Origin of the sequence: Rhizobium sp. WYCCWR10014 (assembly GCF_001657485.1) — a bacterium.
In the GTDB taxonomy this organism is placed as follows: domain Bacteria; phylum Pseudomonadota; class Alphaproteobacteria; order Rhizobiales; family Rhizobiaceae; genus Rhizobium.
Genome location: NZ_LXFU01000041.1, coordinates 34,466 through 48,758 on the forward strand (window position 1 = coordinate 34,466; position 14,293 = coordinate 48,758).

Here is a 14,293-nt window from a genome sequence, read left to right on the forward strand (position 1 = left end):
ACAGGGCTTGCAGCCTCCGCCATTCGCTCCGCTTCGGTGCCTCTTCGGATGATCGGGTCTCCGAACTCCCTCGCGTCGACCGTTTCCCCCAATGTTTCAAGGGAGTACGCCCTCAAGGGATACTGAAAATTTGAGCCTTGCCGTTCATGGTCCAGGCGTGAGTCTCTGATAGGGTTTCTCCCAACCTGCTATGGGAAGCGGCGATATCCCGGTCATTACGGGTGGAGAACAGATGCGTAGATATTTCCCGATCTCGCTCGTCGGCCTTGTGGTGACGGGGGGCGTCTTCGTGCTTCAGGCCATACCGTTCACAGGCATCTTTCTGATGTTCGCGTTCGCCATGGCCTGGTCGATCGTGCTCGTCAATGCCAGCATGATCGGCGTTGCCATCGAGGCGGTTGTCGGGCGCGTGTCGCGCCTGTGGCTTCTGCTGCCGCTGGTCTTTTACGGAGGATACTGGACCTTTGCGACGCTGGATCATTTCGCCTTACGCGATCTCGCCAGCCGCACCGAGGCTGCCAATGCGCAGGTGGTGACCGGATTTGATCCCGCTCGCCAGGCGCTGGTCTTCGCGAAAGGCGGGGCGTGGGATAGGGCGTGGCTAACCCAGAATTTCGCCCTACCGGTCGCTTACTCCGTCAGTCCCAACTTTCCAGAGGGATATCTGTCCGATCGGATGATCGACAGCGCGGTCTGCGCCAAAGTCCGCGCCACACGCGCGCTGCAGTCGGCCTTCGTGCAAGCGCTTGATTTCCATGACGGTGAGGCACTTGACGACAGGCGCACGGAAAATCGTTTCTGCAATCTATCCATGCCGGAAAAACCAGAGTTGCCCATCGTCACCGTCAGTCAGGAGGAGACGAAGGATTTCGAGAAAAGCCTGCCGGTGAGACGGATCACGACGACGATCACCATGCCGGACGGTCGACGTTTCCAGCTCCTCGGAGGTAAGGCTGCACCGCTCAGCTGGATACCCATGCCGATCGTCGGATGCTTTCTCAACTCCGGAGCGCCGAGCTGGGACTGCAGCGCGGAATTCTCGCGAAACGGATTCACATCCATCATCTCGGGCGATAGCCCATACAAGGGCGATTCCATGGCGCTCGCCCGGGCTCTCGGCCTCAAGCCCGTGGCGGTCGAGAACCGGGTGGGAAGCGATAGCGCTGTCATCCTGGCGAAGATCGCTGTGACAGAGGAGGCGACCCTGGCGCGCCAGATTGCCAATGTCGACGCCATGATCGCCGATCCGGCGGCCAAGGTCAGGGAATGGCAGGTCGATGTCCTCGCCAATCGCACCGATGCGCTCACCTCCCGTGCCGACGCGATCATGACCGGCATCGAGCGGGCAGCCGCAATGACAGGGCGTTTGCGTTCTTCGGCGCGGGAGAGCGGCCGTATCCTTGCCCGCCTGGCAGCCGCCCTGCCGCCGGACAAATTTGCGGAACTCGGCCCCCGCCTTCTGTCGGTCTATGCAAGTGCTGACAACGACGACTGGCTTTGGGAGGCGGAGCCGCTGTTGCGCCGGCTCGGCGATCTCGGCCCCGGCGCCTTGCCTTATCTCGCCAATCCGCGCGCAACTCTGCCTTCGGTCGATGGCGCAGGCGTCGAAGGTCTGTGCCGGGTCGGGTCGTCAGGGCGTGCGGTCGCCGAACCTCTCCTGCTCGCTCTGTGGGCGAAGCCCAATCTCGGCTACGACAGACTCAGTGATATGTTCGTTGCGATGCGGCGCATGGGAATTTCGCCGCCGCCTCTGGTCGATGACAAGCGCAATCTCTTCCCCAGGGTGCAGGCCGACTGGGGCGATATTTCGCCGTCGTCTCCGCCTCGGGTCTGCGCAACCCGCGCGGAACGCGGCGCTCGGCAACAGGAAAAGAACGGTGGCATCCGTCGCAATAATCTTTACTGACAAGCTGTTCGAGAATTGGCGGCGCCTTTTCCTTAAGGTCTGGTTGTTTGATAACGTTCACTGTTCCGTGACCACCTGATGTGCCCCGATGCCTTGTTTCTGGATGACGGATGGGACTCCACGATCCTGACATTGGGCCGCAACAACCTAACTGGCATGGGGCTCCATAAGTTTCGATGCGTCTTTCGCTGATAATGAACGACGCGAGTTTTCATAGGGCTGCAACCGTGTAAGCATGCAGTTATGAGATTCATCGAAGCAGGACCTTCCATTCCCATAGAGCTGCTCACTGCACGCGACCAAGGCGAAGTCGTGTTTTTCTGTGGTGCGGGGGTCTCTAAACCTGCGGGCCTGCTGAGCTTCTTTGAGCTCACTGAGCAGGTTATGAAGAAGCTCGGTGTGCCGGCGGATTCCAAGATCGGGCGCCAGATGGGGCAGGCCATCGCCAAGAGAGATCCTGACCTTGCTCCTCCCTTCGATCAAGTCTTTGGCCAACTCCAGAGGATTTACACGACAGAGAAAGTCGAAAAGGAGGTCACCTCGCTCCTTAAGACCCCGAGGAAGGCGGTAACCAAGAACCATGAGATTGTTCTTCGGCTGTCGAGAGACGCAAGAGGAGTTCCGTTCGTTGTCACAACAAACTTCGACACCTTGTTCGAAAGAGCCATACCTCGTTTGAGATATTGGTTTCCACCGATGCTGCCGATCATGACCGGGGACAGTCTCCACTCGGGCGTCGTATATCTGCATGGCCGCCTCGGAAGCGGCCGTCAATCAGAAGGACCGTCGAGCGCCCTTGTCCTCGGATCTGGCGACTTCGGCAGGGCTTATCTCGCCGATGGTTGGGCGACCGCCTTTTTCCGCCAATTATTGGAAAGGAAAACCGTCGTTCTGCTGGGCTACTCCGCAGGCGATCCCCCGATCCGCTATCTGCTGGAGGGCTTAAATGCCAGCAGTTCGGCAAAGCTTCAGCCGATCTATGCATTTGACCGCGGAGAAGAGAACGAAGTCCTTTCCAAATGGCGAGATCTCGGGGTGTCGGGCATTCATTTTGATACCTTTTCTGATCTTTGGGATTCTTTGGAGGCTTGGGCTTTACGCGCAGATGACCCGATCGCTTGGCGGGAGAAAACTCTCGCTGTAGCAAGGCAATCTCCGCGATTGCTAAAATCCTATCAGCGTGGGCAGGTAGCCGCGTTGGCCGCCACACCCGATGGAGCGCGGGCGTTTGCGGACGCGAATCCGCCACCCTGTGCTGAGTGGTTGTTTGTCTTGGACAGGAATGTTCGATACGCAGAGCCATTCGATACTGGCTATGGCGAGGACGTAAACAACGTCGACCCTCTATTGGAATACGGTCTGGACGACGATCCACCTAGAGCGGAGGACTCAAAAGCGCGCGGCGTAGACCTGCTCGGTAAGCTGCCTACAGACACCGACAGCAATGCGTATTTCCGCTTGGCAGGGAACCATCCCCAGCAGAGGAATGCGTTGCCAAGGCGATTGTGGTCCTTAAGCCGATGGTTCCAGGCAATCTGCCACGAGCCGTTCGGCATCTGGTGGGCAAGTCGACAGCTCAATCTACATCCCGATATGGCCTCGGGGGTGAGGCACCGACTTGTAGGCCATGGAGAGAAATTTTCCGATGACGTACAGCGTGTCTGGGCTCTGTTACTCGAAATGGACGAGAACCGAGGCGACGACTTCGAGGATCTCGGTTGGTTCGATTTTGCAAAACAGCTAAAGCGAAGCGGCTGGACCACCGCTATGTTTCGAGCTTTAGAAAAAGCTATCCAACCTCGATTGAAAGTTGAGACGTGGACGAGATCACTTCCTCGACCGCTGGAATCCCCTCATGGAGTGGGCGAATTGCTGCGGTTTTCAGTCCACTGTCCTTCGCGGCATAATCATGAAGTCGAGATTCCCCCTGAGGCTTTGCCCCGCGTCGTTTCTGTCGTCAACCGGTCTCTGGAGAGGGCGGCCGACCTTCTGGATGAAACCGGGCAATCGGCGACCTACTTTCGCCTGCCTTCTATCGAACCTGACGAGGGTCGGGGGGAGCGATATGTTGCAGACGGTGGTCCGGAGGCGCTTTTCTTGTGGGCCGTTGACCTCTTTAAGCGCCTCGCCGAAAGTAATCCCTTAGCGGCTATCGGAGAAGTTGCCAATTGGCCATCGGATCGCAGGTTCTTCTTCGACAAGTTTCGTTTGTACGCGTGGAAGATCGACAAACTATTCACACCCATTGCTGTAGCCAAAGGGCTCCTAAGTATGGATGACACGTCATTCTGGGACCCTTACATGGAACGCGACGTCCTGCACTTGCTAAGAGCCAAGTGGCAGAGTTTGTCAGTTTATCAGCGTCTAAAAATCGAAGGCCGCCTGTGCAATCCGATCGAACGGTTTTCCCAGGAAGGCTCTGAGGAAGTGGAGCGTCGCCGCAGATACGATACCGGTTCGCGCTTGGGTTGGTTGGAAAGAAATGGTTGTGAACTTTCCAATAAAGCCATGAGTATTCTGGACGCTATTCGAGGCCGCACTGACTGGGGGGAAAACTATGAAACGGGAGCAGACCGCGATATGGACGGCCGCTCAGGCTGGGTAGAGCGCAGGGCCGACCCCATCGGTCTCCAAGGAGTAAAAGTTTCCGAGCTTATCGCCCGTTCTACCGAACTCTCTGGGCGTGATCATGAGAACTTCGTTGAATACGTCCCGTTCGAAGGCATGGTGGCCCAACGGCCGTCTTTCGCTCTGGCTGCGTTGGCATCTGAAAGCCGTTCAAACAGATATCCCGTTAAACATTGGGAGCAATTGCTTTCGAATTGGCCAGAGAATTCCGTTCATCGTGTCACGCTGCTCTGCGGTCTCAGGCTTGCAAGATTGCCACGGGAGGTTCAGTTCGTGCTACGGTATTACTTGCCTGAATGGATCAGGGACCATTTCACGACTATTGCGGCATCTCATCCGGAAGAGTTCTTACAGGTATGGGATGAGGTTTTCGATGCTCTTCAGACGTCGGGGGAGGATGCAACCAGGAGTGGCGTCGGCCAGGTTTCCATTGGAGGTCAGGAGATTCAGAAATCGCGGAAGACATTAGACCACGCGATTAATGGGCCTGTCGGAAAACTCGTTGAAGCCTTGTTCAAGTCGATAGGGGACGGAGAATCCCAGAAGAACGAGAAAATTTCTCCGCAGATTGCTACCCGTTTGGAGCGATCCCTCGACTCAATTGGCGAAGGAGCGGATCACGTTGCTTCTCTGCTTGGTCAACGGATCAATTGGTTATACTACATCGACCCGACATGGACGAAGAAAACGGTCATCCCGTTATTTGATTTGAACCACGCGCGTGCTGAGGCTGCATGGAAAGCGTTGATGTTCCAGCAATTGGTGCCGAGGCCCGCAAAACTCTTCGTAATGTTGAGAAGCTCTTTCCTTAGAATTTTCTCCGAGCGTAAGGATTGGCTGTCCGAAGATCGGTACGGGCAATATGCCGTAAGCATCCTGGTCATCGGCACGTACTGGAACAAGAATACTGGAAAATATATCACCGACGAGGAGTGTCGGATTGGACTGCAAGCTGTCGATGATGCCGGGCGACAGACCGCTCTGTGGACTCTTCACCGGATCGTCAAAGATGGAGACGCGTGGAGATCTTTCGGAAAAGGGTTTTTTGCAACTATTTGGCCTCAAGAAGCGCAGTTTCAGACCTCTTCCTCTAGCGACACAATGCTGCGAATTGCTGATGACAGACCCGACATATTCCCGGAGATTGTGGAGACGATTAAAGACTTCCTGAGACCCGTTGACTACCCCGATATGTTTATCTTTAGGCAAATGCGGGAGGGCAAAAACAATGCTGAACAATCCTTGGCGAAACGTTGGCCACATGAAGTTCTGGATGTCGCGGATCGGGTTATCGGCTTACAGCCCTCTTACGTGCCCCACGAACTTCCAGCATTACTGGCGGATATAGCTGAAGCGGCCCCGGCCCTCCGAAGCACGATCGCTTGGCGTCGCCTCCACAGCCTTGTCACGGGTTGAGCTCATCCGGATGAATCATTCAACTGCTTAGCTTGGAGTCATCCCGTTGGAGGTCTTGATCATTGGGCATATCGCACCTTCGCGGATCGCCGTACGCATACCGCCTACCGCTCCGACCCTACCGCCACCGGCAAACACAGCACACACCGCAACCCCACCGCCCCATTCGCCTCCAACACCAGCGACCCGCCGTAAAGCCCGGCCAGCTCGCTAACGATACTCAGCCCAAACCCATTGCCCGGCACATGTTCGTCCTCCCGCACGCCCGGCAGCATCACAGCGGCGAGCCGATCCGGCGGTATCCCTGGGCCGTCGTCTTCGATGGTGATGCGAGCGGTCGGGCCGTCGCGGCGGGCGCGGAGGGTGACGCGGGAGGCGGCCCATTTGAAGGCGTTATCGATCAGGTTTCCGAGCATTTCCTCGACATCGCTTTCGTCGCAGGCGACGCGCAGACCCTTGGCGATTTCGGTGTCGAAGGCGATCTTGCGCTCGGCATGAATCTGGCTGATCGCCCGGTGGAGATCGGCGACCGAGGCCGCCAGGTCGATGCTGGCGACATTGTCCGTCGAGGCCATCACGCGGCGGGCGGCGGCGAGGTGGTGTTTGATCCTGTTGTCGATCCGGGCGGCGAGGCTGCGTAATGCGCCTTGCGGATCGTTTTTCTCGTCGAGCGCCAGCAACAGGCTCGCCACTGGCGTTTTGAGGCCGTGGGCGAGGTTGGCGAACTGCATGCGAGTTGCCGTGAGCCGCTCTTCGTTGGCCGCCAGCAACGCGTTGGTTTTCAGCGCGAGCGGCGCAAGCTCGACGGTCGCCTCATCGGGTAGGCGGGCGCGTTCTCCCCGGTTGATGGCATCGATGTTGGCGGCCATGGATTTCAGCGGGCGCAGGCCGAAGCGGATCTGCCAGAGCGTGCCGGCCATCAGCACGAGGCCGAGCAGCAGCATGCAGGGCACCAGCCAGAAGAGAGCGCGGAGCGCCGGGCCGACGAGGGCGATCATCGGCGCCGTCGCGGTGATCGTCAGCGTCATGCCGTCGATGCTGCGGATGGCCTGGCGAAGATAGAGCGGTCCTCGTCCGCGATCACCGCCCCCGCCTGATGTCGGCATGCCCATCAGGACATGGCGCAGGTCCTGCCGGGGCGGCGGCGCGTCTATCGTACCGTTCATCAGGGAGCGGGAGGTCAGGCGCTGCTGCCCGTCGTCGATCTGCCAGTACCAGCCGGATGACGGGCGATCGAAGGGCGGTGCGTCGAGCGGCGCGGACAAGGTGATCTTGCCTTGTGCGTCGCGCGTCACAGCAGCGGCCAAGGCGCCGATCTGGGCGTCCAAACGCTGGTCGACCTGCTCGCGCACCACCGTTTTGAGCGCCAGCCAGAGCACGATGGCGGCGATAACGAGTGCCAGCGTCACGAAGATGCCGGAGAACATCAGCAGCCGGCCGGCGATCGATCTCGGCTTGAGGGAAGGGGCCTTCATGGCGCCACTGCTGCCGTCAGCATATAACCGCGGCCGCGCACCGTCTCGATACGGCCACGCATCGTCTCGATGCGATCACCCCCGAGCTTCTTGCGCAGGCGGGCGATGATGACTTCGATGGAATTGGAGTCGACTTCGGCATCACCGTCATAGACGCGCTCGGTGAGTTCCCGCCGGTCGACGATCATCTCCTTGCGCAGCATCAGGCAGGAGAGCACCCGCCATTCCAGCGCCGTCAGCTTCAGCGGCAGGCCGTCGAGCTCGAAGGTGCCGAGCTGCGCATCGAAGACCAGCGCGCCGCAGACGAGCCGCGAGGCGGCGTGACCAGATGCCCGGCGCACCAAAGCGCGCAGGCGCAGCACCAGTTCCTCCACCTTGAAAGGTTTGGCGAGGAAATCGTCGGCGCCGGCCTTGAAGCTCGAGACCTTGTCCGGCCAGCCGTCGCGCGCCGTCAGCACCAGAACCGGCAGGTTGCGGTCGCCCTCGCGCCAGCCCTTCAGCACGCTGACACCATCGATCTTCGGCAGGCCTAGGTCGAGGATCGCGACATCGAAGAGTTCGGTGAGGCCCGCATGGAGAGCGTCCTCGCCGTTGCGGGCGATATCGACGACGAAGTTCTCCGATCGCAGCACGGCGGCGATCCGGCCGCTCAGGTCTTCGTCATCTTCGACGAGCAGTACGCGCATGGGGCAGGGCTTTCATCGCAGGGCATCTCTGGGGACGGGCCAAAACTATCGGGCCGAGCTTAACTCAATCTGAACAGGGAGGTTCAGGCAGGCGAGGGGGTGTGGCGGCTAGATTGCGACAATTACTGAAGCAAGGAGCAGATATATGCCGATCAACGACCAAGACAACGAACATTCCGAGGGTGCCACGCCCGTGCCGCCAGCATACCGCCGGCGCCGGCTGGCGATCCCCGTCATATCAGCCGCCGTGGCGCTCGTCATCGGCGTGGCCGGGGGTGCGGGTGCTGTGAAGCTGATGCGTCCAACGCCCGAGATGGCGCCGATGACGCCGGTGGCGATTTCGGCCATGCCGGCCACCAGCCTCGTTACCATCAAGGGCAAGGTCGCCGAGATCTACGGCAACAAGTTCGTGTTGCAGGACGAGAGCGGCAAGGCGCTTGTTGAAACCGGCCGGGCCGGCGAGGACGGGGATCTTGTCGCGAAGGATGAAGCCGTTACCGTCCAGGGACGTTTCGACGACGGCTTCGTTCATGCGAGCTACCTCGTTCGTCAGGATGGACGAACCGAAGCGTTGCGTCCGCCGAAAGGTCCGCCGCACAGACGATTTGCGGATTTCGATCATGGGCCCTGACGGGCGTGAACCAAAGCCGCGCTGGGGTGTTTACAGACACGCCCTATAACTCCGAAAGGAACGCTTTTCATGCAAAGACTTCTCCTATCAGGCCTTGCCCTTGCCGCACTGGCCGGCACCGCCTTCGCCCAACAGCCGCCCGCTCCGCCATCCGCCGGGACTCCGCCCGCCGCGGTCGAACCCGGCTCGCCGCCTCCGCCTCCGTCTCAGTCTGCTCCTGATGACGATGAGCAGATGACGGACCGGCCGGATGCGCGGCCGGGAGATCGCCCCGATTACCGCTGGCATGGTCGGAGAGGCGACATGGGCTTCCGTGGCGACATGGGTTTCCGCGGTCATCGCCCGCCGCCACCACCGGCGTCCAAGGCAGCCCATTTCCGGATTGAAGACGGGAATACTCGGATCGATCTCAAATGCGCCGAGGATGAACCGATGAAGGCCTGCGCCGATCTGCTGCTGCAGGTCATGGACCGCCTGCAGGGCCAGGACTGATCATCCGCGCCTGGGGCGGGTGCCACACGATGATGCAACCGTCCGCGATTTCTCGCGGGCGGTTTTGCGGGTTTCTCGAAGACGTCAGCGACTGAGGGCCAACGGGCATTGGCCTTCGGCTCAGCGCGTGACGCGGGCGGCCGACGTTGCGGCGTAGCGGTCCCCGTGGATCTCGATGTTTGAGAAGACTGCGTCGATCTCGGCCAGTTCTTCGGATGTGAAGGCGATGTCGGCGGCGGCGATGTTTTCCTCCAGCCGGTGCAGCTTGGTGGTGCCGGGAATGGGGACGATCCAGGGTTTGCGCGCCATCAGCCAGGCGATGGCGACCTGGGCCGCCGTCGCGTTCCTGCGGCCGGCAATCGCCTCGATCGCATCGACCACCGGCTGGTTCGCCTTGCGGTTTTCGGCCGAAAGGCGCGGATTGGTCTTGCGGTGGTCGTTGCCGCCTTCGAAACTGGTGTTCTCGTCCATCTTGCCGGCCAGAAACCCGCGGCCGAGCGGGCTATAGGGCACGAAGCCGATGCCGAGCTCTTCGACGATGGGCAGGATTTCCCGTTCCGGGTTGCGCCACCACAGCGAATATTCGCTTTGCAGGACGGTGACCGGCTGGATGGCATGGGCGCGGCGAATGGAACCGGCATCAGCTTCGGATAGGCCGAAATGCAGCACTTTGCCGGCGCCAATCAGATCCTTCACCGTGCCTGCCACCTCTTCGATCGGTACGGCAGGGTCGACCCGATGTTGGTAGAAGATATCGATGCGATCGGTGCGAAGCCGCTTGAGGGCTTCTTCGACGACCACGCGGATGCGAGCCGGCCGGCTATCCAGGCCGACTTCCGGCCGGCCATCCTTGAAGCCGAATTTCGTCGCGATCACCACCTCATCACGGATCGGCGCCAGCGCCTCGCCGACGAGATCCTCGTTGGTGAACGGCCCGTAGGCTTCGGCCGTGTCGCAGAAGGTCACGCCCCGCTCATGCGCGGCCCGCAGGAGCGCAATGGCATCGCCGCGCTCCATCGCCGGCCCGCGATGATAGTTCAGCCCCATGCAGCCGAAACCGATCGCCGATACGTCAGGGCCTCTTTGGCCGAGCTTGCGTTTGATCATTTCAAGTCCTCCTTCCCAAGTTTGATCCCAAGATAGGGCAAAGTTCGGCGGCGATTAGCCGGGGATCTCGGCATGAACTTATGAGGTCCGCTCATGAATTTCCCGGCTCGCGCGGAGAGGACGAAGGGGATCGGGTAAGAAGATCCCGGCAGGGTCTACCGCTTGTGCCAGAAGCTGAGGGGCTTGCGTTATGACGCCAGGCGAAACATGCCGCTGCGCATAGCCTCGATCACCGTGCGCAACGTGTCTTCCTTGTCGTGCCCCTCCGTGGAGACGACATGTTGCTCGAACGAGCCAAGTGACGAGAATTGCTGATGGAGCTCCGCAATAGGGCCGGGATCGGTCAACGTGTCGCCGCCACGCTCGCGGCAGCGCCGGATGGCGACATCGAGCGGCGGGCGCAGAACCACGTAGTGCAGGGGTGCCGCGATTTTCCGGAACGGTTCCAGGAACCACGGCCCGACAATGCCGTCGACGACGACGAAGTAGCCGCCGCCGGCATAGCCTGTCGCCGCCTTCGTCAAGACGTCGACAACAACGATATTCTGTTCATGCGCTTCCGGCAGATAGGGCGGGATCACCCCGTTCTTGATGAAGTGCCAGAAGTCGTCGCAATGAAGATGGACCTTCGGCGAGCCGGGCTCGCGGGCGAGCGCCTCGGCCGTCGTGGTTTTTCCGGAGCCCGGCGGCCCGGTGAGAATGAGAACTTCGCCCGTGTGGTTCATAGCATGGCAATTTCGCACGAAGCAGCATCGTTTCGCAATTAGCCGATAGGGGCTGGGTAATAGCCCGGCATGCCCCCTTCGTTCCGAAGGAGCCGCTGAGGCAGCTACTCCGGTAGTCCCGCCATCCTGAGAGCCTCGATATATCGACTGCGATCGTCCGGTCGCCGGAATGGTGGCAGCACGTCGGCGAGATTGGAAAGCCGGAGCGCGGGATCCATCAGGCACAGGCGAGTGATCGTTTCCCGGGCTTGCGCAAGCCGTCCGGCCATGGCCTGGCTCGCCGCCATCACGCGCATGGCGCTCGGGTAGTTTGGCTGGTGGCGTAGCGATTTTCCTACCCAAGCGGCAGCATCTTCATAGTGACCGGCGCAAAAATGCGCTAGCCCGGTGTTGAATTGCCAGGCGAACAGGCGCGGATCCAAAGGGCTGAGGCGCATGGCAAGGGCTGCGTGTTCAACGGCCTTGTCGGGTTCACCGAGGCAGGCCTTCACCCAACTGCTGACGCCGAGCGCAGCGGCCAGGTTCGGGTTGAGAAAGACTGCGCGATCGATGCAGGCCGCACTGTCGTCGAGGTCGCCGCCGACATAACCGATGACATATCCGCCGTAGGTAAGCGCAACCGCATCGTCCCAGCCGAGTTCGACCGCTCTCCGGGCCAGCCGGGTCGCTTCAGCAGTCTCGTCTGCGGGATGGAGCATCCAGCCGTTGCTCTTTCGGGTGGCGTAGCAGCGTGCCGCCCGTGCATGGGCAATGGCAAACTCCGGGTCACGCTCGATCGCCTTCATGAAAAGCCGCAGGGCCTCGTCGATGACCGATCGGTTGGTTACCGTCCGGTCGAAGGCCGCCAGGCCGCGGAGATAGTAGTCGTAGGCGTCGAGGCTCTCGGTCGGCTTGCGTTTGGCGCGCTCGATCTCAGCCTCCTCCACTTTCGGCGTTATGGCGCCGACGATGCTCGAGGCGACCTGATCCTGGAGATCGAAGACATTCGCCAGGGTTCCGTCAAAACGATCGGCCCAAAGATGTGTACCGGTCGACGTATCAATGAGCTGCCCGGCAATGCGCAGGCGGTCACCCGTCCGGCGCACACTTCCTTCGACCACATAGCGTACGTCCAGCTCGCGTCCGACCTGCTTTATGTCGACCGCCTGACCTTTGTAGGTGAAGCTCGAATTCCGTGCGATGACATAGAGGTGGCGGAATTGAGCGAGCGCGATGGTGATGTCCTCGACAATGCCGTCAGCAAAATATTCCTGCTCCGCGTCGCCGCTTAAATTCTGAAACGGCAACACCGCAACCGATGGCCGGTCGTGATGTTTTGCCGGGGCTGGGAAGACCTGCGGCTGTAAGGCCACGTCGAGGCTGGGTGCCGTCCGCTGATGTTCGGATCCCTGGCGCGATTGCAGCGAAGCGGCCAGGGAGGAGGTCTCTGCCTCTGGTTCTGCCTGAAGATGCTTCTCCAAGAACGCCCGGCAGGCTTCGAACTGGCGCAGGGCCGCGTTTTCGTGACCCCTGAGAGCGTGGATCCGCATCAGCGCCCGATGGGCGGCCTCCACGGTCGGGTCCACAGCGAGCAGCCTTTCGGCCAGTCCTTCGCAGGCCGATTCTTCCGCGGTGCCTGGCTCCGAAAGCGCTTGGCTCAACCGCTCCACCAGTTGCAGCGCCTTGCGTTGATATGTGCTCCGATACGGGCCGAACCACTCGTCCAATTCGTCCGGAATGGCCTCGCCTGCCAGCACCTCGCCACGGTAGAGATCGGCGGCAAGGGCGAGATCGGCCGTCCGGCCGGCCTTCAGTTTACGGTCGAAGATCGAAATGTCGGTTTCATCAGGACCTGTTATCAGCGCGACGGTCTCCTGATCCCCGTCGATGTAGACGGCGGCATCCCCGCCAGCCGGAAACGATCGTCTGATATCGACCAGCGCCTGGCGCAGGCTGTTGCGGGCCTGCTCATTGCTTCGTCCTGGCCAGAAAGCTTCGGAAAGCAGTTCCCTGCGATGGCCGCGGGGGCCACCGAGCACGAGGGCAGCAAAGAGAAGCGACGTCTTGCGTGTGGTGAAGCGAACCTGCCGATGCTCCGGCGAAGTCACTTCGAGGCCACCCATCAACCTGATGCGCACAGATTGTCCCCCAGATTTCGACTGCCGCCGCAGAATAGCATCTCGGCAAAGAGATTTAACACCGATTTAGCGGCGGCTTGTCGAAGTTTTCCTGGCCCTTCACGCTGAACCGAACAGCCGGAATACGCCCGCGTGTCAGGCTCCCACTTGCGAATCTCACAAATGGGAGACTGAAAATGGCTCACACGGAAACTCACATCGGCATCTGTGCGCCGAAAGGACAGTTGTTCGGGTTCAGGCCGAACAGCGTGGCAATCATCGTCGCTGCCGTGAGGAAGTGGCAGCGGAGCGTTGCAAGACGGAAGGCATTGGCAGATCTGACGCGCGACCAGTTGAGGGACATCGGTTATCCCCGGGATGACATCGGTCATCCCGGAGTCAATCGACCTGTACTCGAAATCAAAGCAGGGCTGATGACGGAGTTGATGTCGATGCGATAGTCGGAATGTTCGACTGCGCGGACGCGTCGGCTGCCGGTCGACAAGGCGAGGATGCGGACCGATTTTGAGCATGCACAGCCCCGTCAATGATTGGCGGGGGTTTTGCTGTCTGGCGGGCAGGTGGGCTGTGGGTGTGGGTGAGTCCGCTCTGTCTGGGCAGGGACCACTGATCTGGCATTCACCCTTCGCCATCAAAGTCGTCTGTTTTTCCGCCGCGGCGATTTCGACTATGATGGGACGCTGGAACGATAGGGATGCACGGCATGATCGATCATATTACCATTGCAGTGAGTGACCTTGAGAAGAGCAAGCTGTTTTATGAACGCGTTTTCGAACCTCTGGGTTATCGCCTCTCCTTCGGGAAGGAGGGCGTGTTCTGGGCCTTCGATGTCGGCGGCAGCCTGTTCGAGATCCAGCATACCGATGACAAGCCGCCTCTGACGCGAGTGCACGTTGCCTTCCGGGTTCGGAGCAGGGCGGAGGTCCAGGCGTTTTATCGGGTCGCGCTCGAAGCCGGCGCCCGGGACAATGGCGCGCCCGGCCCGCGGCCGGAATATGAAGAGAACTATTATGCCTGCTTCGTTCTCGATCCCGACGGATACAATATCGAAGCGATGCTCAATGAGCCGGCGCCGCAAGGGTGAGGCGCAGGGCTCCGCCCAAAGAATGC

At 60.4% G+C, this 14,293-nt stretch carries 11 protein-coding genes; 6 read left to right on the plus strand and 5 right to left on the minus strand.

The features are described from left to right. Nucleotides 1–232 precede the first annotated feature (232 nt). Both A6U98_RS22030 and A6U98_RS22035 read left to right on the plus strand, forming a co-directional pair. On the plus strand, nucleotides 233–1,906 hold the full coding sequence (locus tag A6U98_RS22030; protein ID WP_064652730.1) for a hypothetical protein: 1,674 nt from the start codon (nucleotides 233–235) through the stop codon (nucleotides 1,904–1,906). A gap of 243 nt (nucleotides 1,907–2,149) precedes the next feature. Beyond that, a complete protein-coding gene (locus A6U98_RS22035) occupies nucleotides 2,150–5,950 on the plus strand; it encodes an SIR2 family protein (protein ID WP_064652732.1) in 3,801 nt (1,266 codons plus the stop codon). 104 nt (nucleotides 5,951–6,054) lie between these two features. Here the strand turns inward: A6U98_RS22035 and A6U98_RS22040 are convergent, their stop codons facing one another. Then, on the minus strand, nucleotides 6,055–7,425 hold the full coding sequence (locus A6U98_RS22040; protein ID WP_064652733.1) for a HAMP domain-containing sensor histidine kinase: 1,371 nt from the start codon (nucleotides 7,423–7,425) through the stop codon (nucleotides 6,055–6,057). Further along, entirely contained in the window at nucleotides 7,422–8,111 is a 690-nt protein-coding gene (locus A6U98_RS22045) for a response regulator transcription factor (RefSeq protein WP_064652736.1), read from the minus strand. Before A6U98_RS22045 ends, A6U98_RS22040 begins: the two co-directional genes overlap by 4 nt. A gap of 145 nt (nucleotides 8,112–8,256) precedes the next feature. Between A6U98_RS22045 and A6U98_RS22050 the strand changes: the two genes are divergently transcribed. Continuing rightward, a complete protein-coding gene (locus A6U98_RS22050; RefSeq protein WP_064652738.1) occupies nucleotides 8,257–8,742 on the plus strand; it encodes a hypothetical protein in 486 nt (161 codons plus the stop codon). Between the two features lie 69 nt (nucleotides 8,743–8,811). Further along, entirely contained in the window at nucleotides 8,812–9,234 is a 423-nt protein-coding gene (locus tag A6U98_RS22055; protein WP_064652740.1) for a hypothetical protein, read from the plus strand. Between the two features lie 120 nt (nucleotides 9,235–9,354). Here the strand turns inward: A6U98_RS22055 and A6U98_RS22060 are convergent, their stop codons facing one another. The 3 genes from A6U98_RS22060 to A6U98_RS22070 all read right to left on the minus strand — a co-directional run bounded on the left by A6U98_RS22060 (nucleotide 9,355) and on the right by A6U98_RS22070 (nucleotide 13,183). After that, nucleotides 9,355–10,341 (minus strand): aldo/keto reductase, encoded by a 987-nt coding sequence (locus A6U98_RS22060; protein WP_064652742.1) that lies wholly within the window; start codon nucleotides 10,339–10,341, stop codon nucleotides 9,355–9,357. A gap of 188 nt (nucleotides 10,342–10,529) precedes the next feature. Then, nucleotides 10,530–11,066 carry an AAA family ATPase gene (locus A6U98_RS22065; RefSeq protein ID WP_064652744.1) on the minus strand — a complete coding sequence of 179 codons (537 nt, stop codon included), beginning with the start codon at nucleotides 11,064–11,066 and terminating at the stop codon, nucleotides 10,530–10,532. Nucleotides 11,067–11,170: 104 nt separating this feature from the next. Continuing rightward, nucleotides 11,171–13,183: a BTAD domain-containing putative transcriptional regulator gene (locus A6U98_RS22070; RefSeq protein ID WP_064652746.1), complete on the minus strand. Its 2,013-nt coding sequence runs from the start codon at nucleotides 13,181–13,183 to the stop codon at nucleotides 11,171–11,173. A 176-nt stretch (nucleotides 13,184–13,359) separates the two neighbouring features. Between A6U98_RS22070 and A6U98_RS38135 the strand changes: the two genes are divergently transcribed. Together A6U98_RS38135 and A6U98_RS22075 are read left to right on the plus strand one after the other, a co-directional pair. Further along, nucleotides 13,360–13,623, plus strand: coding sequence for a DUF1127 domain-containing protein (locus A6U98_RS38135; RefSeq protein ID WP_082933964.1), 264 nt, complete (start codon nucleotides 13,360–13,362; stop codon nucleotides 13,621–13,623). Between the two features lie 263 nt (nucleotides 13,624–13,886). Next, on the plus strand, nucleotides 13,887–14,267 hold the full coding sequence (locus tag A6U98_RS22075) for a VOC family protein (protein WP_064653057.1): 381 nt from the start codon (nucleotides 13,887–13,889) through the stop codon (nucleotides 14,265–14,267). Nucleotides 14,268–14,293: the final 26 nt, after the last annotated feature.

What these genes read in the sequence shown, in the direction of transcription:
- A6U98_RS22030 (WP_064652730.1), top strand. Translation starts at nt 233, where the DNA reads ATGCGTAGATATTTCCCGATCTCGCTCGTCGGCCTTGTGGTGACGGGG.
- A6U98_RS22035 (WP_064652732.1), top strand. Translation starts at nt 2,150, where the DNA reads ATGAGATTCATCGAAGCAGGACCTTCCATTCCCATAGAGCTGCTCACT.
- A6U98_RS22040 (WP_064652733.1), bottom strand. Translation starts at nt 7,425, where the DNA reads ATGAAGGCCCCTTCCCTCAAGCCGAGATCGATCGCCGGCCGGCTGCTG.
- A6U98_RS22045 (WP_064652736.1), bottom strand. Translation starts at nt 8,111, where the DNA reads ATGCGCGTACTGCTCGTCGAAGATGACGAAGACCTGAGCGGCCGGATC.
- A6U98_RS22050 (WP_064652738.1), top strand. Translation starts at nt 8,257, where the DNA reads ATGCCGATCAACGACCAAGACAACGAACATTCCGAGGGTGCCACGCCC.
- A6U98_RS22055 (WP_064652740.1), top strand. Translation starts at nt 8,812, where the DNA reads ATGCAAAGACTTCTCCTATCAGGCCTTGCCCTTGCCGCACTGGCCGGC.
- A6U98_RS22060 (WP_064652742.1), bottom strand. Translation starts at nt 10,341, where the DNA reads ATGATCAAACGCAAGCTCGGCCAAAGAGGCCCTGACGTATCGGCGATC.
- A6U98_RS22065 (WP_064652744.1), bottom strand. Translation starts at nt 11,066, where the DNA reads ATGAACCACACGGGCGAAGTTCTCATTCTCACCGGGCCGCCGGGCTCC.
- A6U98_RS38135 (WP_082933964.1), top strand. Translation starts at nt 13,360, where the DNA reads ATGGCTCACACGGAAACTCACATCGGCATCTGTGCGCCGAAAGGACAG.
- A6U98_RS22075 (WP_064653057.1), top strand. Translation starts at nt 13,887, where the DNA reads ATGATCGATCATATTACCATTGCAGTGAGTGACCTTGAGAAGAGCAAG.